Source organism: Paenibacillus qinlingensis (genome assembly GCF_013204845.1).
GTDB lineage: Bacteria > Bacillota > Bacilli > Paenibacillales > NBRC-103111 > Paenibacillus_E > Paenibacillus_E qinlingensis.
This window is the reverse complement of the sequence record NZ_JABMKY010000035.1, coordinates 26,761-52,875: the sequence shown is the minus strand read 5'-3', so window position 1 is coordinate 52,875 and position 26,115 is coordinate 26,761. Positions and strand designations below refer to the sequence as shown.

Below are 26,115 nucleotides of genomic sequence, written 5' to 3'. Positions count from 1 at the left end.
ACCAAGTACTAATATCTAGTACTAATTTAAACAAAACCACATCCTAAAGGAGTGTCTCTCATGCCATCCTCAATTTCTTTGCAAGCGCGGATTTCAGCCATCGGCACGTATGTGCCTGATCGCATATTAACCAACGAAGAGCTTTCCCATATGGTGGATACGAATGATGAATGGATCGTGCAGCGCACAGGAATTCGAGAACGCCGGATTGCCGGAGCGCATGAGTTCACCAGCCATTTATGTATAGCAGCCGTGCAAAATTTGCTCGATCGATACCCCAGTTCCCTTGACGAGGTAGACCTCGTCATCGTATCCACACATACACCAGATTTATCGTCAACGCCTGTTGCCTGCCAAGTTCAGGCCCACTTCGGCATCCAGGCCGCGGGAGCCTATGATCTCAATGCGACATGCGCGGGCTTCGCCTATGCGCTTCATACCGCTAGTGCCCTTGTGTCTGCTGGTGTCCATCACAAAATTCTTGTGATCGGCAGTGACGCCTTATCCAAGATCACAGATTATACGGACCGATCCACCTGTATCCTATTTGGGGATGGCGCTGGCGCCGTAGTCGTTGAGCGCGAAGAAGCCGCCCCCGCTTTCCTCGCTCATCATATGGGATCAGATGGTACAGGTGCTAAGCATGTGTACCGGACGGGACTGGCTGCAGAGCTGAATGGCGATGCGCTGCTAGGGGATGGAAAGCTCGTCCAGAACGGACGTGAAGTTTACCGATTCGCGGTTTCGACCGTGCCGCAGGGCATCGAGATGTTGCTCCATAAGAGCGGATTGCCACTCGCGGCGATCGATTGGTTCATCCCTCATAGCGCGAACCTGCGTATGATTGACTCCATCTGTGAGAAGAGCGGGATCCCGCTCGAAAAGGCGCTGTACAGCCTTGAATACTTCGGCAACACTTCCGCCGCTTCCATCCCGCTTGCTCTGGATTTGGGGATAAAAGATGGCAAAGTTAAGGCCGGCGACAACTTGCTGCTCTATGGATTTGGCGGAGGTTTGACGCACGCTGGTTTAATCGTACGTTGGGGTTAAGTATGTTTGCTTTCGATTGTTCGTACGTGTGAGACTACACATTTCTATTCAACCAAGGCTTAGCCGGTTTGCCACTGACACGCTTTCGTGTAGGCTGCTTCTGGTTCGATAATTTCAACATCAACGCATGCTGATAGTCGCTTATCGACTTTAGATTTTCCGTAACATGACCAGCAAGCTGTTCAGAACCCTCTATGTGATCTGCTACAGATTCAATGATTCTGCATAACGCTCGCTGGCTTCTGGCCAGCGAGATCAACATATGCAGCTCCACGCGTTCCCGATTCCATTCCTTCACAGTTTCCCATCCTCGCCAAACGGATGTAGGCCGCCAAATTCCATAGCATCATCGGACCCTAAGCCTAACGCGGAACCTGAAGAATGTTTTCCAATCAACGCCTTCATCTGGCGATTTAGCGCATTCTCCATTTTTGTTAAACCATCTATAAGTTCAATGACACTTTCATGAATTTGGCCAGTTACTTTCATTTTATGGTCATGTCCCTCCAGATTTGCCCCATTGATATGCTGACAAATCCAGTTTTGCGACTTTGACGCTTCAACGACTCTTGCTTCCAGCATCAGACTTATTTCGTGTTGCAGCTTGGCTGTCGCATCTAACATTTGCATATAAAGATCCGTTCTATCCAAGGTCATTCCCTCTATTCTTCATCAGGTACATGGATTTCTTTCATCAACATTTCTGTTTGCATCGCCATAGCTTCTTCCAAATCAGCAAGGCTGTTTAAATAGGCCGTTACATTTTGGGTTAGTTGTAAAGCCCGCTTCTGCAGCATACCCAATCCACCAAACTCAGGATGAGAATCCGGCAGATCTCCTGCAATAGCCGCCATTTGTGCAGACACATGCCGATGCGTTTCCAATATTCGTCCCATTTGGCTATGTGAAGCTGCAATTTGAGAAATAATTTGCGTCACTCGCTCCTCCACACTTACTCCTCCTACAACCTTTTTCACTCTACGTTATGCTGTTGATCGTAAAACGGTGCCTAAATAAACTGAAGGGGATCGACGCCCCATTTATGAATAAATTTCCTGCGATTGCGTCGCAGCAGCAAGAGCTTAGATCGACGGGTATTTTTTCGAAAACTAACACTTCCACGATGATAAACGAAGCAATCGCCTGCTATGAGCAGCTGATAGCCCGCTAATCGTACTCGGTAGGAATAGTCATCATCTTCATAATATCCAGGTGCAAATCGTTCATCTAGATCACCGATCTGCTCAATCAGCTTCCGTTTAAATAACAAACAGAAGCCAACCAAGCGCTTGGTTTCACGCCATTTCCCAGGATTTACATGATGATAGATGCGTGCCATGTTCGCAATACCAGTAAAAGGGACACGGATTTTTTGCTTGCCTTTGACATAGTTAGAGACCGGACCTACCATACCAATATCTTCTCGACTGTATAAGCAGTTCAGGAGTTTAGGCAGCCAATTGTGCGTTACGATGGTATCGTTATTTAGAAGCATTAACGAGTCACCTTCAGCCAAACGCAACCCGTAATTACAAGCAGCTGGAAACCCCAGATTAACTGGCAGCGCCACGAACTTGATATTTTCATTACGGCAGTAAGTCAATGTACCATCCCCAGAGCCATTATCCACAACGATAATTTCATATGGTACGGATGTATGCTGACGGATTGATGCGACACAAGCTTTCAGCAAAGCTAAACCATTAAACGTAGGAATAATGATGCTCGTTAATTGCAAGTTCATGCCTCCTCGTTAATGTGCCATTTTCAATTCCTATTGCTACATTTTGAAGAGACGGAAGTAACTCATCCGCAGGAACAACCTTGTCCCCTTCTATGAAAAGCAAGTACTCTGACCGCGATATCCTCGCAGCCAGCGCTCTTGCGGCATCCGGTTCGATTGTTTGAGGATCATGAATAATAATGGCACGGGAATGCCTTTTAACCATATCTAACGTACGGTCCACAGAACCATGTACAATGACGATAATCTCCCGAAGTGGCATACGTCTCAATGGCTCCAACACATGCTCAATCGTTCCTTCTGCATTGGAAGCTATGATGATCGCACCGACAGGATGGACACTTGTCCTATTTACCCGAGCAAAAGATCTCTTACGCTTAGGAATGAATCGGCGTTTGGGTTTCTTTAGAAGATTTCGTTTACTTCTCTTCTTCAAAGAAACCTGCCCTCTCATCCGCTTCTTTCTGATAAGTTTAAGCAACTGGCTCACCTCATGACTTCACTTTAAGCAATCGTTGGATTCGAAAGCTCCCACGCATATCCTTCTGCGAAGGCAGCACCGTAGCTCGCATTGTAAGCTTCATTGAAGGCTCGATCATAGGCCAATTGGGCTCGCCTAGCTCTTGGACTTTGGATAATACGCCGCGCGACTTTGCGTCGACGAGCAATGATTCGGCTCCCCTTGCGCCTAGGAAATCGAATTAGACGACGAACTAATCTGCGTTTTCCCTTTCGTCTTGCAAGTGGCCTCAACCGACGAATGGTACGTCCCTTTTTTCTTACCAGGTTACGTTTTTTAAGACCTACCTTTCTTGGCGATCCCACTCGCTTCTTTTGAATCATTCTGCTCACGGTCAGCTTGCGAACCTTTCTTTTCGTGATCAATTTCTACACCTCATCTTTCTAAAATAGTTCTCTTGAAGTCAATTTCAACACGAATTATGAAATTAACGTCATTGTTCAGCCTTTATCTAGGCCCAAAAATGATAGAAAGCATCGTGATAAGTCGATTGGTATAGGTATGGTCTCGCATCGTGCGATAGAGCCCACGCATGGCTATTTGCTTACGTTCCTCATCGTGAACTAAATAATGATTCATCTTGTGAAGCATTTCTTCTGGTGATGCATACGTCACGATGTCATAGTCAGGTGTATAGAAATTGACTAAATCATCCCGAATGTCCGTCAATTGAAATGCGCCGCAGCCAGAAATCTCAAAAGTCCGCGGATTAGGCGATGCGCCGCTAATTCGGCGAGAGTTGTGGTTATACGATAGGTCATCGAAAGCTCTATGCATATTAATGACAATTTTCGCCCCATTATAGAACGTGGCGGTTTGATCTGGCGTCATCCACGTATTCAATTGAATTTGAGGTGCAAGCAGGCGATATCTCTTCAGACGTTCCCACCAAATTCCGGAGATGATGATACGTTTGCTCGCTAAAAACGGTGCAATCTGATTGAACACGCCAACGCGGTTCCAGTAAGCCGAGCCAATAAAGCAAATATCGCGGTGGACACCTTTTGGCACTGGTCTTGGTCGAAACATTTCCGGTTGAAAGGCTAGAGGTAAATAATGAACCTGCTGACAACCCATCTCCCGATAAAACTGTACACAATTCACTTCTAAGGTAAATAAATAATCATAGTGCCTTGCATAGGAAGCGAAAATATCCGTGTAATAGGGATCATCAGTTAGCCATATGGCAGTCCGAATGCCCATATGGCGAACCCGATCAACAGCATCCAAGGAGAGATTCATCCCCTCTAGAACAATCATCACATCAGGTCGGTACCTCGCCGCAAGTGTTTCGACATTGGCTTTTGGATTCCCGATACGGATTAGATCCTTGTCACAGTTTCCTATAATCAACTCGCGTACTATCGGCCGAAGGCCGTTAATAACAGCGAGATCCAATGGCTCGTAAGGGTACCCTTTGCCCGAGGTAACAAACAACACACGTACGTCCCAGAAAGGACTTGGCGCACGGTCACGTGCCGCTTTTTGGATGATCGCTTCACATTGTCCCATCCTGACGCCATTATCACGACCTAATTGATTACCATCAGCAAGTCCGCGCTCCCGAGCATGCGCATTATTGATAAAACTCACAACCGTCACTCCCTTCTAGGCAAATACAATGTCCAACAACTTAACTAAACGATTTGCAAACGAATGTTCCATTCGTGTTCTTCTCATCCCATTCATCGCAATACGCAATCGTTCTTCTTCATGAACTAAATAATGACTTAATTTATGAAGAAGCTCTCCCGTATGATGGAAGGTTTCGATTTCATGTCCTGGTCGATAGTGCTGCTCCAAATCATGGCGATAATCCGTTATTTGCAAGGTTCCACATCCCGCGATCTCATAGGTTCTCGGATTAATGGAATGTCCCGGTAAATTTCTGCTGTTTTTATTGTAGGTTGCATCATACGTAAGTCGGTGAATATTCAGGACGATTTTGGCACCATTATAATACTTTACAGACTCTTCAACCGGAACTCCTTGTAACTTAATCCCTTGTTGCAGCAAGGCGAAGCGATCTAGACGGTCCCATAATCCCCCAGCAATAACCACTTTTTTTCCTATCAAGAAGGGAGTTAATTCATTGAAGAGAGCAATTCGGTTAGGAAAGCCCGTACCAATAAAGCAGATATCGCTTCGGTAGTCAGGGCTAATATGCTCAGGTTTAAACACAGTTGGGTTAGCCGCCAAAGGCAAGTAGTGAACTTGCCTGCAGCCTATCCCCTGATAGAACGGTACACAAGACATTTCATGCGTGAATACATAATCATAGTGAGGAGCTAATGCGTATGTCTGATCAGTAAAATAGGGATCGTCCGCAAACCAAATGGCGGTTCGAATCCCCATCTGTCTTACTTGATCCACATGATTAACATGATCAATAGGGAAAACATGAAGCCCATTCATGACAAGCACCAGATTTGGTTTAAGCTCATTGGCTAATCGGAGCATATCCGCAGCAGTGGCTGTGTATACAACTCGGACTGTTTGTTGCAGACCATGAATAATTCCTTTGTCAATGGCATCGAAGATACCCTGAACAATAAATAAAACACTGGCTTCTCTCAACGGAATAGGTGCTGGATAGCAGGTGTCGAGGGCAAACTGGCATCTCCCCATACGAAAGCCACTTTCCCTTCCAGCCTGAAATCCATGACTGCGCCCCTCCGCTACGCGGTTACGAATTACCATATATCTTTCACCCTCTTAGCCCTTACAGCTGTATCGTAAAAATCTACCTGTAGAAAGAAATCCAGAGCTAATCGCCAGTTTCGCATTGGCTCAAACCCATTGTTTTGCATGGCTTTGTGTGCAAATGCCGTATACATAGGTCTTGCAGCTGGTGCTGGTGGGAAAGCATGCGTAGGCACGGGCTTCAGGGGAATATGCGCCAGGCCAGCCGCTTGAAGGATATGCAAGGCAAATTCATACCTGGAACATACGCCTTGATTGGAGGCATGATAGAGACCATATCGGTCCGTTTCAATGAGCTCACGAATGAAAATGGCCAAATCCAAGCAATAGGTGGGCGAGCCAAATTGATCATCTACAATGGATAGCGTCTGATTCTCGCGCGCCTTCTCCAATACTTTGGTTACAAAATTTGTTCCTTTCTGACCATATAACCAAGAAGTTCGTACAATAAAATGCTTCATGCAAGTCATAGCAACGAATTTCTCCCCAAGAAGTTTAGATTGACCGTAGCTATTGAGCGGATTGGGTATATCCGTCTCTTGATAGGGATTTCGCTTCGTGCCATCGAATACGTAATCTGTACTGACATAGACGAGCTTGGCCCCAACGATCGCGCAAGCCTGTGCAAGATATAGCGCACCCAAAGCGTTCACTTGATAGGCAGACTCCTTCTCGAATTCAGCTCTATCTACATTCGTATAGGCAGCAGCATGAACAACAACATCCGGTCGGTCGTTCAGCAGCTTATCCAAGACCTCTTGTTCTTGTCTAACATCCAATTCCGATTTTCCCCAAGAGATAACTTCATGCATAGGGCTCAGCACTCGCTTAAGGTCATATCCTAACTGCCCGCCGGCACCAGTAATAACAATTTTCAAGTGGGATCAGCTTCTTTATCAACACGGTACGAACCGTCTGCAATACGGGCGCACCACTCGGTTTCACTTACATACCACTCCAGCGTCTGTTGCAGACCCTTCTCAAACGAGTAAGCCGGCGACCACCCTAACTCGCGCCGTATCTTCGAGCTGTCGATCGCGTACCTCCGATCATGTCCAAGCCGATCCGCCACATATTGAATGATTGATTCAGGTTTGCCAAGCAGCTTCAAAATGCTCTGGACAACCTCCAAATTCGTTCGCTCATTCTGGCCGCCAATGTTGTAGACCTCTCCCGGCACACCAGCTTCAATTACGCGCTCAATGGCAGAGCAATGATCATCTACATACAACCAGTCTCGTACATTCAATCCATCACCATATAGGGGTATCGTTTCATTGCGCAGCGCACGAGTAATTAGAAGTGGGATTAGCTTCTCTGGAAATTGGCGGGGACCATAATTGTTGGAGCAACGTGTAATCACAGCCGGGAATCCATACGTCTCATAGTAAGCTCTTACTAGCAAATCGGAGCTTGCTTTACTAGCTGAATATGGAGAATTCGGCGCAATTGGTGTTTCTTCACTGAAGGCTCCTTCAGCTCCAAGTGAACCATACACTTCATCTGTGGATATATGAATAAACTTCTTAACCTGAGCTTGACGTGCGGCCTCAAGCAAGACTTGAGTGCCAACCACATTCGTTCTTACAAAACTGCCCGGGTCATGAATACTTCGATCTACATGGGATTCTGCGGCAAAGTGAACAACCACGTCGATGCCTTGCATCAGTTTCATCATGAGCGCCTCATTACCAATATCACATTGCACAAATTGATAACCAACTTGACCATCAAACATCCTAGCATTGTCCCTATTCCCTGCATACGTAAGTAAATCAACATTGATTATTTGATCATCTGGATGATGCTTCTTCCAGTAATGAATGAAATTACTTCCAATAAAACCCATACCCCCTGTCACAAGCAATGACTGCATTAGCTGTACCCCTTTCTTACTAACAGCGTGGCTTGAAAGAGCGATTCATGCGTACCCGCGTCAATCCACCAACCTGTCAAGAACATATGAGCCAGCATGCCTGCGGCTGCGTACACATTATTAACATCCGTGATTTCCATCTCGCCTCTTGCTGAAGGTGATTGTGATTTAATAATTTCAAATACAGAAGAGTCATATAAATAGATCCCCGTCACAGCAAATGGAGAGGTCGGATACTCCGGCTTCTCTACAATACGTTCAATCTGTTTGTGCTTCATTGTTGCTACGCCATATCTACGAGGATCTTCCACCTCTTTTAAAATGACCATAGCCCCTTCGTCCTGCTGATAAAAGGTTTCAATCATGGGCTGAAGTGGATCTAGGAATAAATTATCTCCTAATATCACCACGAATTTCTCACCCTCCCCCACGAAATCCTCCGCCAATGCCAAGGCTTGCGCAATACCTCCTGCATTCTCTTGGATCTTGTATGTTAGATTCACTCCGAACGGGTCACCACTGCCCAAGTAGTCTACATATAAGCTCGCAGATTGTTTCCCCGTAATGACAAGAATATCCTGAATGCCCGCTTGACTTAGTTTATCAATGGCATATTGAATCATTGGCAGATCACCAACTGGAAGTAAATGTTTGTTGATAATATGCGTTAAAGGGCGTAAACGACTTCCAGTTCCTCCTGCAAGCACGACACCTTTCACAAGCCATCCCCCTTCACGAACGTTCGTATGCTATCCTATGGTGCTTAGTCACATCCATTTCTACTATCATATGCTTTCGTGATAGACGGAAATTGGACGATTACCCCTAAATTGAAAATTGGTCATCTATCTATCGAATAGTAAAAAACAAAAAAACAGTAGTCTCGCTAAGGTGCGAAACTCCGTTTTTTTGTTTTCTGATGCAAAAGTTCACGTCGTGGCGACTAAAGAGTCTTACCGATGGCCATCCAATTCACAACGCCCTGTTGATCTGGTGAAAACTTGGCTCGTATAATGGACAGCACTGCGCTGCCTGTAGACTTTTGACTAACAATGACATAACAGGCCGGGTGATTCGTAATCGCGGTTAACACATAATTCGTATTCGCATATTCCTCTTCAAAATGAAGTACCAGCTCAATGGTTTCATCCTGAATCTTCATAACAAATGGTTCAAGACCGAACTGCTGTAACACATTTCGTTGCCCGGAGGAAGTGCGCACAACACTATCCGCCAATTTCGTCACTGTAATGGAGGCATCTGCGACATGTTGATTCGTGATAACCCCGGCTTGCAGCTTAGTTCCATCAATACTTCCCGTTGCTAGATGAAAATCCGTTACCGCTCCCTGCGCCAGCTTATAACTGTCTACACTGCCATCAGCCAGTTTAGAGGTATCGATCGCACCGTCGATAACTTTACTGCCATCAATGCTGTTAACGGATATCTTCTCTCCTGTAACAGCGTCATCAGACAGGTGCTCCGTATTCACTGCTCCGAATACCAGCTTACTGCTGTCCACACTACTAGCAGCAAGCTTACTACCTGTGACGGCTTCATCTTGCAGGTGTTCACTTCCGATCGTTCCATCGATTAGTTTGGAACTATCAATGCTGGCATTTTGCAGCTTCCCACCATCAATAGAACTAGGTGCCAGATGACTGCTAGTCACAGAGCCTAAGGAGAGCTTCAGTCCATCAATGATAAAGTCCGATAAATGCTCTCGTTGAATCGCACCGTAGATAATTTTAGAGCTATCCACACTCCCCGACGCCAGCTTAGATGCATCCACAACATGATCAGCCAGATGGTCACCATTTACAGCGCCTAGCGCCAGCTTACTTCCATCCACGCTCTCTGGTGCCAATTTCACACCATATACGGCATGATCGGCCAGATGATAATTATTCACCGAACCCGACATCAGTTTACTGCCATCTACCGAGTTTACAGCTAACTTCTCAGAGTCAATAGCTCCTGCTACGAGATGCTGATTACTTACAGAACCATACGCCAACTTCGTACCATTCACAACGCCTAGTGAAAGATGTTCGTCTGTGATTGTACCCGGCATGATTTTCGAGCCGTCTACACTCTGATTCGCCAGCTTGGTGCTTACTACCGCCCCCTCTGCCAAATGCTCGCTATTGATTACTCGAAATGCCACTTTCGAGCTAATGACGGAGCCATCAGCCAAATGCCGGGAAACGACAGCTGCAGGTGCCAGCTTACTGCCATGTACGCTTTCATTCGCCAATTTAGAAGCCGTAATAGCACCGTCAGTTATATGCTCTGCATTCACTGCTTTGTTCGCGATTTTGGCACTATTTACACTACCATCAGCAAGCTTATCGGACGTCACAACATCATCCTCTAATTTCGCGTTCGTTATGGCTTGATTGGCAATGATTCTCGTCGTCACCGACTCCGCCTGAAGATGCTGTGTGCCTACTGCGCCATTTGCGAGCTTCTCTTCCGTGACTGCACCGTCAGCTAAGATTTCAGTCGAGATTGCACTTTCCTGTAGTTTATTGCCTGTTAGACTGCGATCTGCGAATACTTCCAGCGTGATGGATCCTTGTGCCAGATGCTCAGAAGTAATGGCCCCTGGTTTAATATGAGCACCATCGACAATTCCATCTTGTAAATGGCGTGATTCAATCGACAAGGAAGCGATCTTCGCCGTTGTTACAGTTTCCTCTGCAAGCTTACTCGTGGTAATGCTTTCTTCCTGAATATGTCTAGTTGTAATCGCTTCGTCTGTAATATGGTTGCGATGAATCGCATGCAGATCGATTTGTTTCTCACCAATCGCGCCTTTTGCGATGTGACTCGTTGAAATAATCTCTTCCTGCAAATGGGCAGCATTGATGGTACGGTAAGCAATTTTGTTCGAGGTGATACTCTCATCCTTTAATTTGGAATTACTTACACTTCCCTCTGCCAATTTATCTGTAATAACCGATCCTGCAGCAATTTTGGAAGTAGAAACTACATTCTCCTCCAGATGCTCAGTCTTAATGATGTGAGAACCAATATGTTTAGCGATGATGGCACCTTGCGCAAGTTTATCCGTCGTGACCGATCCGTCTTGCAATTTGCTGCTAGAAATGACGCCATCGTTCAGGTGGCTAGACTCGATCGCTTGCGGCGTAATATGCTTGCTTGTTACAATCTTCTCGCCTAATTTCGCTACGGTAATCGCTCCATCTTGAATGAGCTTCGTTTCTATGGCGCCTTCTCCGATATGCTTAGTCCGTATAGCTTGATCAGCGATGTGGTAACTCGTTACCTCAGCACCTTCAATGTGAACACCCCTTACCGCGGATTGTGTGATATGCATCGAATCTACGGCATGCGGAGCCAGCTTAGCACTTGTTATAGATTGATCTGCAAGCTTGTCACTTATAATAGAGTGATTTCTGAGATGTTCCGTCTGAATACTTTCGCCCTGGATATGAGCAGAACTGATACTGCCGCTCGCCAATTTATCTTGTGTGACAGCACCTTCTCTAATTTTTGCAGAGGTGATGGAAGCATCCATGAGTTTAGCCGTATCAATTATATAATTGGCCAAATGCTTTGTTTGAATAGCACCGCTGAGGATTTTATCTGACGTGATCGCTTGTTGATCAATATAGTCACTTGTAATAATCAGCTCGGATAAATGTTGTGGCAAAATGGCTCCGTCTGCCAATTTCGCGGCATCCACTGATTTATCTGCGATTTTAGCAGTTGTGATGGAGTTATCAAACAGCTTTCCACCCGACAATGTATTATCTTGAATTTTATCTCCTGCTATACTGTTTGGAGCAACATGTTCATCATGGATAGCCTGGTTGGCAATTTTAGGACGAGTTACGCTCCCCTGCGCTAATTTGGAAGGTTCGATCGTACCATCCTTGATCGATCTGGCACCAATGCTGAACGGTTTTATCTTCGTATCATCTATCGACCGGCTTGCAATTTTGTCCCATGTTACCGCTTCATCTACAATGTCGTCCGTATAGACAACCGGGTCAACGAATTTCCCCGTTCTTCGCTCCGTTAATAACAAATCAGGTGTGATTTGCTCTACAACTTTGGAGACATGCAGGACTTTATTGGGCTCTGTCTTCTCAAACTTCTCTGACTTCTCTGACTTCTCTGTCACCAATGGATTCGTTTTCGCAATTAGTTTGGGTTGTTCTACCACTTTGTCTTGCTTTATTGGTGCTTCATCGAGCCACTTTAATTCATTCAAGTTAGCGTTCACTTTGTGCACGTTCGCTTTCTGGGTAGTGCTGCTCTTACGCTTATTCATATGACTCCTCTCCATTCGCCAAGATTTATCTTTGGTAACATATTCATTCTCACCTTGATAAGTACATTAGCCCCAAAAAATGTGCGCTCACCTAGACAAGAGCCGTTTCCTCCAGCATTTGACTGTACAACGCTGACCTCACCTCAGCAGCTCGCTGCCACGTGAATAGATTATCAACCCGCTTGATGCCGTTTTCCCCTAGCTTACGTTGAAGGGTCTCATCTTTCAGCAACCGTAAGACACGGTCAGGGAGCTCATCGTCAATGGCGCCAGGCTCAATTAAATAGCCGGTCTTGCCATCTTCCACAACCTCTTGAATCCCGCCCACTCTAGTTGCTACAACGGGAACACCACTAGCCATGGCCTCCACATTAACAAGACCAAAAGCTTCCTTCCCAATCGAGGGGACAACGAAAACATCAGCGATTCGGACCCATTTGGGCATTTCTTGATGCTTCACATACGGAATAAATTGGACATGTTTAGGCATCGTCCTTGCTGCTTTAACTAATTGTCTTACATACTTGGTTTCTTTCTTTGATCCATAAAAAGCACTCCCAACGATAACAAGCTTGGCGCTTGGTTCACTCTTTATGACACTTTTCATCGCTTTCAGCAGATAATGAACACCTTTCTTAGGAATCAATCTACCTACAAATAAAATAATTTTGCGATGCTCACAATCTAGATCTTTGCGCATTTCATTACGAGATTTGATGCCTTCATCCGACCATTTGGAAGTAAATTGAGCAACATCAACACCTAAATAATGTGTAACTATTTTATGCGCAGCACTCGGCACTTTTTTTTGCAGAAACCGCTTTAGAAAATCGCTATTAACGATAATGACATCAGCAGCACGCAAACACACGGTTAAAGATGAGTTAGAAATATAAGGTCTTGTGATAAAGGACGTAGAGTGGAGGACGAGACTTGCGATCGAATGAGGGTATCGTTTGCGAAGAAAGGGAAGGAATCGAGGTCGATTATCCACTTGAATAATACCAGGACTTAACGCGGATATCTGTTTAGATACTTGTTTCACATAGGTAGCTTGCGTCTGATAAGGTACTCGGTGATACGTTACACCCTGCCGAATTTCCTGCCAGGGTTGATAAGATGCTTTTCGTCCAAGTACGACTACAGGCATGCTCTTCACCAATTGCTCTGCCGTCTTCTGAACCACTTGCTCAACCGAGCTACTAGACCCTGAAGGTATAGGAAAGGATCCTGGGGTGACGATGACGAGACGGTTCGATTTGGGCTTCCGTTTAGTCTTCAACTTCTAAACCTCCTGGATAAATGAGGCTGAGCTTCCCCATTTTGCTACTTCCTTCTATACATATGCGGATAAAGTGGTAAAGCATAGGCGTCTGTCCTTGTTTTAGAAGAAAGTATCAGCATTTGTACAAACAAGTCTTGTTCTATTTCCATAAACTAAGAGTGATTCCATTTTCGGCAAATATTCAAGTCCCAATTAGCGAGGGAGTGAAGTCAATGAGTAATCCCTATGTGGGTATTTTAGTTAACGATTCCTTGTTTGCAGGTATTCCTCTAGGGAACACACAATACGAAGCCATTCGATTTTACGAGGATGCTTGCAAACTCTATGGCCTAACGCCTTGTTATTTCCGAATTCATGATGTTCATATGAAAACAATGAAAGTACATGCTTATGTAAAGGATGGCCAACATTTCAAAAGAAAATGGTCTGATCTCCCTAAAGTCATTCATAATCGCGCCATTTATTTGGACTCATCTTCGTCTAAAATTTTGGAAGCATGGACTCAGCGAGGTGTTACGCTATTCAATCGTTGGAACCGCTATAGCAAGATGCGCATACATGACATTTTAATGAAAAATGAGAGCATTCGCCCCCATCTCCCCTGTACATTTCCCGCTACAATTGAAAATGTTAAGGCCATGATGGATTCCTTTGACTCGTTAATTATCAAGCCAACTAACTCTAGCATCGGACGCGGTGTGATGAAGTTGGAACGACAAGGTAATTTATGGAAACTTATTTATCCGGTTAACATGAAACTTACGAATCGGACTTGGCGAACACTCAAGTTCCGTCAACACTTGCCCCTACTTCTCCGTCGGCGGATCGTAAGGAGCAGCTATATGGTTCAACAATGCCTGCCTCTTGCCACGGTAGATGGTTCTCCCTTTGACCTACGTATTTCCGTTCAGCGTGGAAGTGATGGATCATGGGGCGTTACTGGCATCATTGCCAAGGTAGCCTCCCGTAAGCATTTCTTAACGAATGTCGCGCAAGGCGGGCGAGTCAAATCCTTATCCGATATTTTGAATAGCCACTATCCACAGCTTGATCCGGAGACCGTATGTCTCCAGATGACGAATTTCGCGCTCTTGGTCGCCCAGCATCTCAGCACAGAATTACCGAACTTGGCTGATTTAGGACTCGACATTGCTATGACGAATGATGGGTTCCCATTGTTTATCGAATGCAATGGGAAGGACCAACGTTACAGTTTCCGCGAGGCAAATATGCAAGAATGTTGGAAAGCCACCTATTTCAACCCTATGGCCTATGCCAAATTCATTTTGGATGGCGGCACACCTCCTTGCTAGAAGCGGGAAAGTATTAGAGCGAGAATGCCAGCTAAGCATCAGAGCGAAGCAAAAAAACCGTCATTCCGAGTTTACTCGGGGGACGGTTTTTTTGCGGTGGGGCCGGGCTAGCGTAGGCGCAAGCCGGCAGGTGCGAGCCGGCAGGTGCGAGCCGGCAGGTGCGAGCCATACCGCGCACACCACGGTGGCGATTAACTGGAAATTATACATCTATTTTAGCTAAAAACCCCTCCCAGTGGTAAATAACTGGAAAACCTACAGCTAATTCCCGCCATTTCCTCCTTATGAGGAGAAAACCGAGAAATTAGCTACATATTTTCCATTTAAATCAAAAAATCAATAGAAATCTTTCAATATAGCTGTATATTTTCCAGTTATTTTATTTCAAACAACAGTATGCAGACCCATCTCTGACTCGCCAAGTTCCTAATTCGTATACTTGTTCTCGCGAGATCTCTAAGATGTACGTGATTCCGACCCAAGTAGCTAGTTTGTTAAGGCAGAATGAGGTACATTGTAACGCTGTTTTGATGAGGTGAGGGCAATTAAGTAGCTAGTTTGATAGGGCAGAATGCGGTGCATTATAATGCTGTGTTGATGGGGGCGAGGGTGTGAAATAGCTAGTATGCCATAGGCAGAATGAGGTACATTGTAACGCTGTGTTGATGAGGTGAGGGCATGAAGTAGCTAGTTTGTTAGGGCAGAATGCGGTGCATTGTAATGCTGTGTGTTAATGAGGTAAGGGCGTAAAGTAGCTAGTTTATTAGGGCAGAATGAGGTATATTGTAGCGCTGTGTGATGAGATAAGGGCGTAAAATAGCTAGTTTGTTAAGGCAGAATGAGGTGTATTGTAGCGCTGTGTTGATGAGATAAGGGAGTAAAATAGCTAGTTTGTTAAGGCAGAATGAGGTGGATTGTAACGCTAAGTTGATGGGGGCGAGGGCGTAAACTAGCTAGTTTGCCATAGGTAGAATGAGATACATGTAACGCTGTGTTGATGAGGGCGAGGGCTATAATGTAGTTAGTTTAGTTTGTTGTTCGCCCTCCGCACCCTACCGTGCGGCGGTCAACTGAGATAATGGCATCTCAGTACCACCACAACGCCACTCCCTACTTTGCGCTGAGCGGAGCCAGCACCCGCTGAACTTCAGCATTCAGCAGCTTCGGATCCGGTGCACTCACCGGAAGATCCTGAAGCTTATACTTCATCTTCAGCTTATAGACTTGTTCCACACTCTGATCAATCGTGTCCAAGGGAATCCGCCCCGCTTGAACAGCGGTACGCAAAGCATTAATAACCGCTATCGCTTTCTGCGGATCGTGCCCGACCATCACTACATTGGAACCCGCAAGAACAGACTTCACGGCGGCTTCGCCCATTTCATAATTTTCCGCAATGGCGCCCATCGTCATATCATCTGTCATGATGAGTCCCTTGAAGCCAAGCTCCTTGCGAAGAATATCCGTCATGATCGTCTTCGACATCGAAGCCGGGTATTTCGCATCTATTTTTGGCAGCAAAATATGAGCAACCATAATCGCATCCGCCTGATGCTTAATCGCATTTGCAAACGGGATCAACTCAAGCTTTCGCAAGCGAGCGAGGTCATTTTGAACAACGGGTAAGCCAATATGTGAATCAACAGCCGTATCCCCATGTCCCGGAAAATGCTTCACAACCGGAACAACCTTCATCTCTTGTATGCCATTCATCATGGGAATTCCGAAGCTACTCACGAGCGCTGCATTCGCGCCAAAAGATCGATCACCAATAACCGGGTTCTTAGGGTTGCTGTTGATGTCCAAATCAGGCGCAAAATCCATATTAAGCCCATAGGCATTCAACTCTTTCCCCAGCAACTGACCAATACTATGAGCTAACTCGGTTTTACCCGATTTTCCAATGGACTGACTCGTAGGTGTTTTCGTAATTTCATCGGGCAAACGCGTAACCCTGCCGCCTTCTTCATCAACACCAAGCCATAGTGGAAGCTTGTTTACCGTATTCGACTTTTTCAGATCATTGACAAGGCTCACTAATTGATTCGTATCTTTCACATTCGGCTTATACAGAATAATTCCGCCTATATGATAGGTTGCAATCAGTTTCCGAGACTCTTCATTAATACTGTAATCATCGATTCCCGCGATTATCAGTTGTCCTAGCTTCTCATCCAGTGTCATCTTTGGAAAATCCACCGATGCTACAGGGGTTGGTGAAGGCGTAGGAGCGATCGATGGGATAGGTGTAGCGCTTGGTACTACTGTTGGCGAGACCGTTGCAGGCGGTATACTCGGTACGGGAGATCCACTTGGCTGAGCTTCATGACGTGCCGCACAACCCGTTAGAAGGAGCATTAATCCTCCAACTGTACCCACTCTCCGCATAATTTGGGATAAATCTCGTTTCATGTTGTCACCTGCCTTTACTTTCACAGTCAATATATAAAGTAGACGCACATTGCAGTGAAATCGTTGAATTGCCGCTTCAATCGCTGCGAAGTCCTTTCAAAAAACAATGAAACAGCACATAAATCCCATATGCCCCTAAATACCCACCTGTGAATAGAAATAGCTTGTTTGTAAAAACAACATGGATGTTCGTCATGAAAACCGTATCATCCCGAACAATCTGATACACATTCATCGAACTAATTGCACCAAATATATACGCACATAGAACCGCTGCCCCTGCAAATACATGTTTAAAGGATTGAAGTAACCATGCACTAGCAAGCATGACTAGCGGAATCAGAATAACAAAAATTACGATTATTATCGACATTGTCGCGTTCACCTCTTCAACAGCATTGACGAATTTGCTGTCGAAAATACAGAAACTTGCTCGGCTAGTCCCAAGGAATTGAACAATAGGCAATTGATTCTTTTACCTTTCTGTGGCAAGATTAGCGAAGAACCGATAATAGGATACTATGTGCTGAGGCCAGAGTCCTTCCTAACCAACGAATGAACAGGAGTTTATGATCTATGTCTAAGCCTTTTTTCCGATTACTGACCGAGTTGTCTTCACGCAAATGGGTCTCACAACTAACAGGTGCCCTTGCTCGTTCCAAAATAAGCCGACTCTTTATCCCTCGTTTTGCCCAAACTTATGGTATCCGCATTGAAGATGCTGAAAAGCATATCAAGGAGTATAAATCCCTGAATGATTTCTTCACTCGCAGATTGAAGCCTGGCTTGCGCCCGATTCACGAAGACACAACACGAGTTGTAAGTCCGGTCGATGCCATGATTACAGGTATTGGTGATATCAAAGAAGGCTTGATCGTCAATGTCAAAGGTCAAGACTATACGATCGACGAGTTGCTTAACCGCTCACCGCGCACAGTAAATTACAATAACGGCTTTTATTTCGTTCTATATCTGAGTCCAACTGATTATCACCGAATTCACTCTCCAATTTCGGGGGATATCTTGGAGAAAGAGCATGTCCTTGGGAAGGTGTATCCCGTTAATGAATTCGGACTGCGTCATATGAAACGTGTACTTAGCCGCAACGAGCGATTGATTACATTCATTCAACATGCAACTGGAGAAGTAGCCGTTGTCAAAGTCGGCGCACTCAATGTGAGCTCCATCCAATATGTAACACCACTTCCAAAAACACTTGAACGCGGTCAAGAGCTCGCCTATTTCGAGTTTGGCTCTACGGTCGTTCTGTTATTTGAAGATGGAATGTTCGAAGCACGTCCTGATCTAAAGCTTGGCTCTAAAGTGAAAATGGGCGAAGATCTCGGACGTTTCTTAGACACCTAGTCGGGAATCAGAACCTGAGAGGAGAAACCATGGCATCCATTTCAACATCATCTCCTAAACATAGCTCAACAAGCATGCAAGGAACGGGAGATATCAAACCTACTGTTTATCGGATTTTATTCGCGATTGGGCTTGTTCATTTGCTCAACGATTCCATTCAATCCGTGATTCCAGCTATTTTCCCCATTCTGAAAGATGAAATGGGACTCAGCTACGCGCAAGTCGGCTGGGTGCAATTCGCAATCAACTTTACAGCATCCATTATGCAGCCTGTCGTTGGACTCTACACGGATCGTAAGCCATCTCCATACATGCTGCCAATTGGGATGACATCGACCTTGATCGGCATGCTGCTGCTAGCATTTGCTCATTCGTATTGGGTAGTTCTTTTGTCTGTCTGTTTTGTCGGACTTGGCTCGGCCGCCTTCCATCCAGAAGGCTCACGTGTTTCGCATATGGCTGCCGGTAACCGCAAAGGTCTGGCCCAATCGATCTTCCAAGTCGGCGGTAATGCTGGTCAGTCATTGGCTCCCATTATGACCAAATGGATCTTCATTCCGCTAGGATTGTTCGGATCGATCTGGTTTACGGGTGTCGCGGCTATCGCGATCGCTGTGCAATTGTACATAGCTCGTTGGTACAAAGTTGTCCTTCAAGACGCACCTGTAAAAGCTAAAACCGTCGTAAAACGTGTTGTTAGTCCGCAGCGGCGCAAGCAAGTCATGTTTGCAATCAGTGTACTGATATTCCTAGTGTTTGTCCGTTCATGGTATGGCGCGGCAATGAGCGGCTATTTTGCCTTTTTCCTGCAAGATAAATATGGCATTTCCATTGACCGTGCGCAGAATTTCATTTTCTTATTCCTGGCGGCTGGGGCCGTTGGTACTTTCTTCGGCGGACCGATTGCGGATCGCTTCGGTAAACGTAATGTCATTTTCTTTTCCATGTTAGGATCAGCACCTTTCGCCTTATTGTTACCGCATGTGTCCGTCGGTTGGGCGTACGTGTTGCTCGTTATTATCGGTGTTATTCTCTTAGCTAGCTTCTCTGTTACCGTCGTATATGCTCAAATGCTTTTCCCTGGCAAAGTTGGGACTGTATCAGGTCTTATCACGGGTCTAGCCTTCGGTCTAGGAGGTATCGGAAGCGTCGTACTCGGTAACCTTTGTGATACGATCGGAACATCCCGAGTCATGGAACTATGCGCATTTCTCCCTCTACTAGGCATACTTACTTTCTTGCTTCCTACCGATCGTAAGTTGAAGGAATGGACAGAAGAACAAGCCTAAAATATAAAAAGCAGTTCGGCACGCTGGATCAGCGTTGTACCGAACTGCTTTTTTCGATTAATCGTGATGTGCTTCGTTGACTTCGCGTTGGCTGCGACGACGCGCAACACCTGATTCAAAAGCCGCTTCCATAACAGCTTCTCTAACTTTCTCCACCACCGCGTGATTGAACACGCTGGGAATAATGTAATACTCGTTCAGCTCGTCCTCATTTACGACAGCAGCAATCGCTTTGGCTGCAGCAAGCTTCATCTCTTGCGTGATCTTGGATGCTCGGCAATCTAACACGCCGCGGAAAATACCAGGGAAACAAAGTACATTGTTAATTTGATTCGGATAATCTGAGCGTCCTGTCGCCATTACGCGAACATAAGGCTCCGCTTCTTCTGGCGTGATTTCCGGTGTGGGATTTGCCATTGCGAAAACAATCGGGTCAGTCGCCATACGCTTCACATCATCTTGCTTCAGCACGCCCGGACCTGAAAGACCGATGAAAATATCTGCACCTGAGATGACATCAGATAAAGTACCACGTTCTAGCCCAGGATTCGTATTTTCTGCGTACCACTCCCAAGCCTTGTTCGTGAACTCATCGCCTCGCACAATAGCCCCTTGACGATCCACTCCAATGACATTGGTGACACCTGCTGAGATTAGCATTTTGGTACAAGCAATACCTGCAGCCCCGATACCCGTTATAACTACTTTACATGACTCCAGTTGCTTTCCTACCAACTTAACTGCATTTAGCAGTCCAGCTAGAATGACAACTGCAGTACCGTGCTGATCATCATGAAACACGGGAATATCAAGCTCATTAATTAAACGTTCTTCAATTTCAAAACAACGCGGTGAAGAAATATCCTCCAAATTAATTCCGCCAAACCCTGGCGCAATCGCCTTCACGGTACGAATAATTTCTTCGGTATCTTGGGTATCCAAACAAATCGGGAACGCATCTACGCCTGCCATTTGTTTAAATAGCATCGCTTTCCCTTCCATTACGGGCATTGCCGCTTCAGGTCCAATATTCCCTAGTCCCAGTACGGCTGAACCATCGGACACAACAGCAACGGTATTCCTTTTAATCGTCAATGAATGTGCCTTGCTCGGGTCTTCATGAATCGCCATACAAACCCTGGCAACTCCTGGTGTATATACGCGGGATAAATCGTCCCGGTTCTTAATTGGTACTTTGGGGGTGACTTCGATTTTTCCACCCAAGTGAAGCAGGAAGGTCTGATCAGACACGTTAATGATGCGGACACCTGGAATAACCTTTAGTGCTTTCGTTATCGTTTCCGTATGCTCGGGATCACTTACTTTGACTGTAATATCACGTGTAGTCGTCGTTTTGCTAGCTCTCGTGACGTCAATCGCCACAATATCGCCGCCTGCATCACCAATGGCTGTTGCAATTCGTCCAAAGGTTACGAGTTCTTTATGTATTTCCAGTCGCACGATGACACTTGTGCCCCCACCATTTAATCCAGCCATGAAAGGATCACTCCTACGATTTGTAATTTAATTGAACACATGTTAGATGATAACATACAACTTATTGCAAACAAAGTTATTGCCCAAAAGACTTATCTTGCACAGTGATAGAGACTTTTTATGATAGGCGAGAAGGGATTTGGTAAAGTACGACATAGATAGGACATAAAAAGTTAAGAAAAGCCTACAGAGATGGAGCCTAAAGAACAAAGAAAAACCCACATCTATAGAGCGAATGAATCAGGAGAATCCTACAGAGATGGGCATAAAGAGCAAACAAAAACCCACACCTATAGAGCGAATGAATCAGGAGAATCCTTCAGAGATGGAGTTGAGCAAGGTGATGCCTTGCTTAATCTCAGCCTCTGTTAGATGGGCGAATCCGAAGCAGACTCCCGCTCTGTCTGGCGGGAGCGCGTAGTTGCCGGCGTCCGTCCAGGTCACGCCGGCTGCCCGACATGCGGCTGCATATGCGGAATAGGTGCGCAGGTCCCCGCGCCACCACCCGAACAGATGCAGCCCGCTATCGCTGTCCACCCACTCGAAGAGGGTGGACAACTGCTCCTGCAGCAGCGCCTGCAGGAGCAAGAACTTGCTCGCGTATACCCGCCGCATGCGGCGCAGGTGTCGCTCGTAGCCGCCGCTCGCCATGAACGCTGCGAGCGAGCGCTGTTCGAGCAGCCCCGTTGGGTGCGGCTCGTATAGCCGCTTCGCGGCTACAAATGCGTCGTGCAACGCCTCCGGCAGCACGACATAGCCGATGCGCAGGTCCTGCAGCATCGTTTTGGAAAAGGTGCCGATGTAGACCACTCGGCCCTCTTGGTCCAGCACCTTGAGCGGCTCAATGGGCCGCCCGCGGTGCCTGAACTCGCTGTCATAGTCGTCTTCGACGATGACAGCGCCTTGCTCTGCCGCCCAGCGCAGCAGGAGCTGGCGGCGCTCCAGGCCCAGCACCGCCCCCGTAGGGAATTGGCGGCTGGGCGTCACGAACAGCAGCCGCGCGTTCCACGGCTGCGGAATGAGCCCGTGCTCGTCCACTGGCGCGTGGACGGGCACACCGCCAGCCGCCAGCACAGCGCGGCTGGCGCCTTGATACCCGGGGCGCTCCAGCACCACGGGATCGCCTGGGTTTACGAGCAGTTGGGTCAGCAGGGCTATCGCCTGCATCGACCCATTGACGATCACGATGCGTTCCGGAAGCGCATCGATGCCTCGCATCCGCCGTAGGTGCACTGCGATCGCTTCGCGAAGCGCGTAGTGTCCCTCGGCGATGTGGGCATCCGCTTGCGGCGACTCCGTCATCTGCCGCACCTGCTCGTACATGCCGCGGTTCCATTGTTCCCGCGGGAACTGTTCCATCTGCGGACGTGCCACCACGAACGCAATCTCTCTTCCATTTGGCAAACCTACTAGTTCTCGCTCTTTCCTCTGCTCTTTAACGTCTTCAGCATTTCCATCTAGCTCCCCCTGCACACTTGCCAGATCAGCCTTACCCTCTTTCCCACGCCCCCCAGCATCCACACCTTCGCTCACTCGGACACCCCAAGCTGACAATTCTATATGCTTCCCCACCTTAGCCTCATACATCACATGACCGGCCGCATAGACGACGAAAGTGCCTCTTCCAACATCTGCCTGCAAATATCCTTCTGCGATCAGCATATCGTACACTTGATTTACCGTTCCCCTAGAAATACCCAGTTGATCAGCTAAGTCCCGGCTTGAGGGCAATTTGGTATTCTGCTTCAATTTATTTCCCACGATTTCATCACGAAGAGCATGATACAAAGCACCGTATTTACTAGAATATCGTGTATAGTACGCTTGAAACGGCACATAAAATGCCATACAACCACTTCTTTTCTTTTTAAAATGGTACATATAAATTGAGTCATATTGGTACTTATTATGAATCCAATCATACAGTATGCTTACTACAATCACATTAAAATCATTCACGAGTAAGGAGAAATCAAACTATGAATCTGCAACCCCCAACCCTAGAAGGAACACGTGTCACCTTGCTTCCTATGCATGAGTCACATATTTCTGGCCTGATTAAGGCTGCCAATGACCCTGCCATTTACTCATTTATGACACCCTTGCTTAATCCAGCTGAAGTTCACAAATTTGTCTACCAAGCGCTTAACGAGCAGGAAGCTGGACAAGGAATCCCATTCAGCGTTTATGATAGAGCTACTGATACGATCGTTGGCAGTACACGACTCTTTGATATTTCCATTCCTCATCGGAATTTAGAGATTGGGCATACTTGGTACAATTCGAGTGTTTGGAGAACTCGTGTGAATACAGAAAGTAAATATTTATTGCTTCGATATTGTTTTGAATCTTTGAATCTTCTGCGTGTTCAGCTCAAAACAGACCTTCGCAACGAACGCTCCCAAGCAGCCATTGCCCGTTTAGGAGCCCAGAAAGAAGGTATACTTCGCCAACATCGTGTGCTTCATGACGGGTATGTACGAGATACAGTTATGTTCAGCATCCTCGACAAAGAGTGGCCGCAAGTTAAGCAACGACTAGAGAGCTTTTTAATTAATTAAACCTAGGAGCAAGTGACTGGAATGCGTTCATCCATGGCACTTGCTTCTTTTGATATCAATTCGCAGAAAATTTGTTTAGCGCAGTGACGTGCAGGTGTGAAAGTGATATAATAACTGGGAAAAAATGAATCGCTCATTGGAAGGAATGACCCAATCTTATGAATCCTTTGGCAAGTCAGTTAAACGAGACCCTGCAACGTGAAAATTCTCACGTACATGACATGCTTTCCGCATTAGGTAAATCGATTTACTTCCCGAAAGAAGGCATTCTCAGCCAATCGGCTGAAGCGAAGGCCAAAGCCAAGAAATTCAATGCTACCATCGGTATTGCGATCGAAAATGGTCAACCAATGCATCTGAAGGTCATTCAAGATACACTCTCCACTTATAATCCTAAAGATATATATGAATACGCTCCACCGGCTGGTAAGCCTGAGCTTCGTACTGCTTGGCGCAAAAAAATGCTCGAAGAAAATCCGGGCATTGGCAGCAAGCTTATCGGGAACCCGATTGTAACGAATGCTTTGACGCATGGTTTAAGTATCGCTGCTGATCTTTTTGCAGATGTCGGTGATGCCGTTATCATTCCAGATAAAAACTGGGAAAATTACGAGCTTACTTTCGAGATTCGCCGCGGCGCTCAAATCGTCAACTACCCGCTCTATAACGAACACGAGAGATTTAATTCCGAAGGCTTGCGTGAAGCACTTCTTGCTCAGAAGTCCAAAGGCAAAGCGATCGTCGTGCTGAACTTCCCGAACAATCCAACTGGCTACACGCCTGATGTGGAAGATGGCAATGCCATTACGGCCGCGATCAAAGAAGCTGCTGAAGCTGGAATTAACGTCGTTGTGCTAACTGACGATGCTTATTTCGGTCTTTTCTTTGAAAATTCATTGCATGAATCCTTGTTCGGTCAATTGGCTGACCTACATCCGCGTGTGCTTGCAGTCAAAATCGACGGAGCAACTAAAGAAGAATACGTTTGGGGCTTCCGTGTAGGCTTCATTACGTATGCAGGTCAAAGCGATGCCCTTCTTAGTGCACTCGAACAAAAAACAATGGGGATTATCCGTGCAACCATTTCCAGTGGACCGCATCCGTCCCAAACGTTCGTGCTTCACGCCTTGAACTCACCAGAATTCAATGCTCAGAAGCAAGAGAAATACGAAATCATGAAAGGTCGCGCGAACCGCACGAAATCCATTTTGGACAGCGGCAAGTTCGACGATGCTTGGGGCTACTACCCTTTCAACTCCGGCTATTTCATGTGCTTGAAACTCAAAACTGTTGATGCAGAAGCATTGCGCGTACATTTGTTGAATCAGCATGGCGTAGGAACAATCGCGCTTGGTGAAACCGATCTTCGTGTAGCCTTCTCTTGCATCGAAGAGGGCAATTTGGAAGAGTTGTTCAATATCATCTATCAAAGCGTTAAAGAAATAGAGACCGTTGCCGCTAGCAAATAAGCTGGCAACGTAAAAAAGAGGTGTCCCAGTAGCCATGTAGGTGGCGGGGACCCTCTTTTTTTGCGATTTATTGGAGCTAGCAGAAGTCAGTATGGTGAATACAACAGTGAAAGGTGCAAAAAGGCATCCTATTTCTTCGAATGATTATCTTCTTTTGAAATGCGTGCGAAAGTGCAACTATTTCCGGCGGCAAAGCTCGTTTTGACATCTATCGGTCCTAAAGGGTGCCTTTTTGCACTTATTCATCTACATTTACCTATTTTCACCAAAAATAAGTGCCTCTTTGCATTTTTGAGCATCTATGAACTTTGTGAATCTTTGACCATGTATACATATTGAAAATTACGTCTTCCCACTCCGAGTGGAAGTTATATACGACAAATCATATTCAGATTATCCCCTAGACTCTTGAAGTAGATGTCACTGTCATCCCATGCCCGTCGAACATTGCGGAGGTGGAGCTACTACAAAGATTGAACTGCTGCGTACATATCGCCCCTGTCCTACCTTCACCTCAATATCATCGAACTCCTCAACAAGTCCGCCTCCAACCATTTTACCATCCATCAAAACCATGATGTAAGTTCCAAACAACATCGCATTCGTAAAATCAGCATCCCGATGTATGATACTCATAGGCCCCCCCAAGTAAATAACTTCCTTATTAATTCTATTTATACGCCACTATACCTTTTCCAGCGTAATCGTTTCTGAATAGTCATCCTTAT

24 protein-coding genes are annotated in these 26,115 nt (G+C 46.1%); 6 read left to right on the top strand and 18 right to left on the bottom strand.

What is annotated here, in order from left to right; genetic code table 11:
- Positions 1-60 precede the first annotated feature (60 nt).
- Complete coding sequence (locus tag HQN88_RS34870; RefSeq protein WP_173120938.1) at positions 61-1,050, top strand: ketoacyl-ACP synthase III; 990 nt, start codon at positions 61-63, stop codon at positions 1,048-1,050.
- A gap of 34 nt (positions 1,051-1,084) precedes the next feature.
- On the opposite strand, the gene HQN88_RS34865 is transcribed toward HQN88_RS34870, so the two are convergent.
- The 13 genes from HQN88_RS34865 to HQN88_RS34805 form a co-directional block, all read right to left on the bottom strand.
- Positions 1,085-1,348 (bottom strand): hypothetical protein, encoded by a 264-nt coding sequence (locus tag HQN88_RS34865; protein WP_173120936.1) that lies wholly within the window; start codon positions 1,346-1,348, stop codon positions 1,085-1,087.
- Positions 1,345-1,701 carry an alpha-helical endospore appendage domain-containing protein gene (locus HQN88_RS34860; RefSeq protein WP_173120933.1) on the bottom strand — a complete coding sequence of 119 codons (357 nt, stop codon included), beginning with the start codon at positions 1,699-1,701 and terminating at the stop codon, positions 1,345-1,347. Before HQN88_RS34860 ends, HQN88_RS34865 begins: the two co-directional genes overlap by 4 nt.
- 11 nt (positions 1,702-1,712) lie before the next feature.
- Positions 1,713-2,000 carry a nucleoside-diphosphate sugar epimerase gene (locus HQN88_RS34855; RefSeq protein ID WP_173120931.1) on the bottom strand — a complete coding sequence of 96 codons (288 nt, stop codon included), beginning with the start codon at positions 1,998-2,000 and terminating at the stop codon, positions 1,713-1,715.
- A 59-nt stretch (positions 2,001-2,059) separates the two neighbouring features.
- Positions 2,060-2,794 carry a glycosyltransferase family 2 protein gene (locus HQN88_RS34850; protein WP_337995173.1) on the bottom strand — a complete coding sequence of 245 codons (735 nt, stop codon included), beginning with the start codon at positions 2,792-2,794 and terminating at the stop codon, positions 2,060-2,062.
- A complete protein-coding gene (locus tag HQN88_RS34845) occupies positions 2,754-3,275 on the bottom strand; it encodes a glycosyltransferase (RefSeq protein WP_173120927.1) in 522 nt (173 codons plus the stop codon). Before HQN88_RS34845 ends, HQN88_RS34850 begins: the two co-directional genes overlap by 41 nt.
- A 23-nt stretch (positions 3,276-3,298) precedes the next feature.
- On the bottom strand, positions 3,299-3,679 hold the full coding sequence (locus HQN88_RS34840; RefSeq protein ID WP_173120925.1) for a hypothetical protein: 381 nt from the start codon (positions 3,677-3,679) through the stop codon (positions 3,299-3,301).
- An 82-nt stretch (positions 3,680-3,761) separates the two neighbouring features.
- Positions 3,762-4,907 (bottom strand): CgeB family protein, encoded by a 1,146-nt coding sequence (locus HQN88_RS34835; protein WP_274318835.1) that lies wholly within the window; start codon positions 4,905-4,907, stop codon positions 3,762-3,764.
- 15 nt (positions 4,908-4,922) lie between these two features.
- A complete protein-coding gene (locus HQN88_RS34830; RefSeq protein WP_173120924.1) occupies positions 4,923-6,014 on the bottom strand; it encodes a CgeB family protein in 1,092 nt (363 codons plus the stop codon).
- The gene (gene rfbD / locus HQN88_RS34825) at positions 6,008-6,895 is read right to left on the bottom strand and encodes a dTDP-4-dehydrorhamnose reductase (protein WP_173120922.1); all 888 of its coding nucleotides are present in this window, start codon (positions 6,893-6,895) and stop codon (positions 6,008-6,010) included. The genes HQN88_RS34830 and rfbD overlap by 7 nt, the downstream gene beginning before the upstream one ends.
- Complete coding sequence (rfbB, locus tag HQN88_RS34820; RefSeq protein WP_173120920.1) at positions 6,892-7,893, bottom strand: dTDP-glucose 4,6-dehydratase; 1,002 nt, start codon at positions 7,891-7,893, stop codon at positions 6,892-6,894. Before rfbB ends, rfbD begins: the two co-directional genes overlap by 4 nt.
- Positions 7,893-8,612, bottom strand: a complete 720-nt coding sequence (locus HQN88_RS34815) for a sugar phosphate nucleotidyltransferase (protein WP_173120918.1) — start codon at positions 8,610-8,612, stop codon at positions 7,893-7,895. The genes rfbB and HQN88_RS34815 overlap by 1 nt, the downstream gene beginning before the upstream one ends.
- Before the next feature lie 224 nt (positions 8,613-8,836).
- A complete protein-coding gene (locus HQN88_RS34810) occupies positions 8,837-12,196 on the bottom strand; it encodes a WIAG-tail domain (protein WP_173120916.1) in 3,360 nt (1,119 codons plus the stop codon).
- Between the two features lie 91 nt (positions 12,197-12,287).
- Entirely contained in the window at positions 12,288-13,478 is a 1,191-nt protein-coding gene (locus HQN88_RS34805; protein WP_173120914.1) for a glycosyltransferase family 4 protein, read from the bottom strand.
- A gap of 215 nt (positions 13,479-13,693) precedes the next feature.
- On the opposite strand from HQN88_RS34805, the gene HQN88_RS34800 reads away from it, so the two are divergent.
- Positions 13,694-14,794 (top strand): YheC/YheD family endospore coat-associated protein, encoded by a 1,101-nt coding sequence (locus tag HQN88_RS34800; protein WP_173120912.1) that lies wholly within the window; start codon positions 13,694-13,696, stop codon positions 14,792-14,794.
- Positions 14,795-15,904: 1,110 nt separating this feature from the next.
- Here HQN88_RS34800 and nagZ read toward each other — a convergent pair.
- Positions 15,905-17,206: a beta-N-acetylhexosaminidase gene (gene nagZ / locus HQN88_RS34795; RefSeq protein ID WP_173120910.1), complete on the bottom strand. Its 1,302-nt coding sequence runs from the start codon at positions 17,204-17,206 to the stop codon at positions 15,905-15,907.
- A gap of 76 nt (positions 17,207-17,282) precedes the next feature.
- A complete protein-coding gene (locus HQN88_RS34790; protein ID WP_173120908.1) occupies positions 17,283-17,579 on the bottom strand; it encodes a transposase in 297 nt (98 codons plus the stop codon).
- A gap of 203 nt (positions 17,580-17,782) precedes the next feature.
- Between HQN88_RS34790 and asd the strand changes: the two genes are divergently transcribed.
- Positions 17,783-18,571 carry an archaetidylserine decarboxylase gene (gene asd, locus HQN88_RS34785; RefSeq protein ID WP_173120906.1) on the top strand — a complete coding sequence of 263 codons (789 nt, stop codon included), beginning with the start codon at positions 17,783-17,785 and terminating at the stop codon, positions 18,569-18,571.
- Between the two features lie 74 nt (positions 18,572-18,645).
- The gene (locus tag HQN88_RS34780; RefSeq protein ID WP_246320628.1) at positions 18,646-19,860 is read left to right on the top strand and encodes an MFS transporter; all 1,215 of its coding nucleotides are present in this window, start codon (positions 18,646-18,648) and stop codon (positions 19,858-19,860) included.
- Positions 19,861-19,917: 57 nt separating this feature from the next.
- Here the strand turns inward: HQN88_RS34780 and HQN88_RS34775 are convergent, their stop codons facing one another.
- Positions 19,918-21,357 (bottom strand): NAD-dependent malic enzyme, encoded by a 1,440-nt coding sequence (locus HQN88_RS34775; protein WP_173120902.1) that lies wholly within the window; start codon positions 21,355-21,357, stop codon positions 19,918-19,920.
- A 306-nt stretch (positions 21,358-21,663) separates the two neighbouring features.
- On the bottom strand, positions 21,664-23,316 hold the full coding sequence (gene pdxR, locus HQN88_RS34770) for a MocR-like pyridoxine biosynthesis transcription factor PdxR (RefSeq protein WP_274318834.1): 1,653 nt from the start codon (positions 23,314-23,316) through the stop codon (positions 21,664-21,666).
- 20 nt (positions 23,317-23,336) lie between these two features.
- Between pdxR and HQN88_RS34765 the strand changes: the two genes are divergently transcribed.
- Entirely contained in the window at positions 23,337-23,918 is a 582-nt protein-coding gene (locus tag HQN88_RS34765; protein ID WP_173120900.1) for a GNAT family N-acetyltransferase, read from the top strand.
- A 158-nt stretch (positions 23,919-24,076) separates the two neighbouring features.
- Positions 24,077-25,387: an aminotransferase class I/II-fold pyridoxal phosphate-dependent enzyme gene (locus tag HQN88_RS34760; protein ID WP_173120898.1), complete on the top strand. Its 1,311-nt coding sequence runs from the start codon at positions 24,077-24,079 to the stop codon at positions 25,385-25,387.
- 426 nt (positions 25,388-25,813) lie between these two features.
- On the opposite strand, the gene HQN88_RS34755 is transcribed toward HQN88_RS34760, so the two are convergent.
- Positions 25,814-26,023: a hypothetical protein gene (locus tag HQN88_RS34755; RefSeq protein WP_173120896.1), complete on the bottom strand. Its 210-nt coding sequence runs from the start codon at positions 26,021-26,023 to the stop codon at positions 25,814-25,816.
- Between the last annotated feature and the right edge of the window lie 92 nt (positions 26,024-26,115).

Excerpts from the sequence above, each read along its gene's own strand:
- HQN88_RS34870 (WP_173120938.1), top strand. The coding sequence starts at position 61 with ATGCCATCCTCAATTTCTTTGCAAGCGCGGATTTCAGCCATCGGCACG.
- HQN88_RS34850 (WP_337995173.1), bottom strand. The coding sequence starts at position 2,794 with ATGAACTTGCAATTAACGAGCATCATTATTCCTACGTTTAATGGTTTA.
- HQN88_RS34830 (WP_173120924.1), bottom strand. The coding sequence starts at position 6,014 with ATGGTAATTCGTAACCGCGTAGCGGAGGGGCGCAGTCATGGATTTCAG.
- rfbB (WP_173120920.1), bottom strand. The coding sequence starts at position 7,893 with ATGCAGTCATTGCTTGTGACAGGGGGTATGGGTTTTATTGGAAGTAAT.
- HQN88_RS34810 (WP_173120916.1), bottom strand. The coding sequence starts at position 12,196 with ATGAATAAGCGTAAGAGCAGCACTACCCAGAAAGCGAACGTGCACAAA.
- HQN88_RS34800 (WP_173120912.1), top strand. The coding sequence starts at position 13,694 with ATGAGTAATCCCTATGTGGGTATTTTAGTTAACGATTCCTTGTTTGCA.
- nagZ (WP_173120910.1), bottom strand. The coding sequence starts at position 17,206 with ATGAAACGAGATTTATCCCAAATTATGCGGAGAGTGGGTACAGTTGGA.
- HQN88_RS34790 (WP_173120908.1), bottom strand. The coding sequence starts at position 17,579 with ATGTCGATAATAATCGTAATTTTTGTTATTCTGATTCCGCTAGTCATG.
- asd (WP_173120906.1), top strand. The coding sequence starts at position 17,783 with ATGTCTAAGCCTTTTTTCCGATTACTGACCGAGTTGTCTTCACGCAAA.
- HQN88_RS34780 (WP_246320628.1), top strand. The coding sequence starts at position 18,646 with ATGCAAGGAACGGGAGATATCAAACCTACTGTTTATCGGATTTTATTC.
- HQN88_RS34775 (WP_173120902.1), bottom strand. The coding sequence starts at position 21,357 with ATGGCTGGATTAAATGGTGGGGGCACAAGTGTCATCGTGCGACTGGAA.
- HQN88_RS34765 (WP_173120900.1), top strand. The coding sequence starts at position 23,337 with ATGAATCTGCAACCCCCAACCCTAGAAGGAACACGTGTCACCTTGCTT.
- HQN88_RS34760 (WP_173120898.1), top strand. The coding sequence starts at position 24,077 with ATGAATCCTTTGGCAAGTCAGTTAAACGAGACCCTGCAACGTGAAAAT.
- HQN88_RS34755 (WP_173120896.1), bottom strand. The coding sequence starts at position 26,023 with ATGAGTATCATACATCGGGATGCTGATTTTACGAATGCGATGTTGTTT.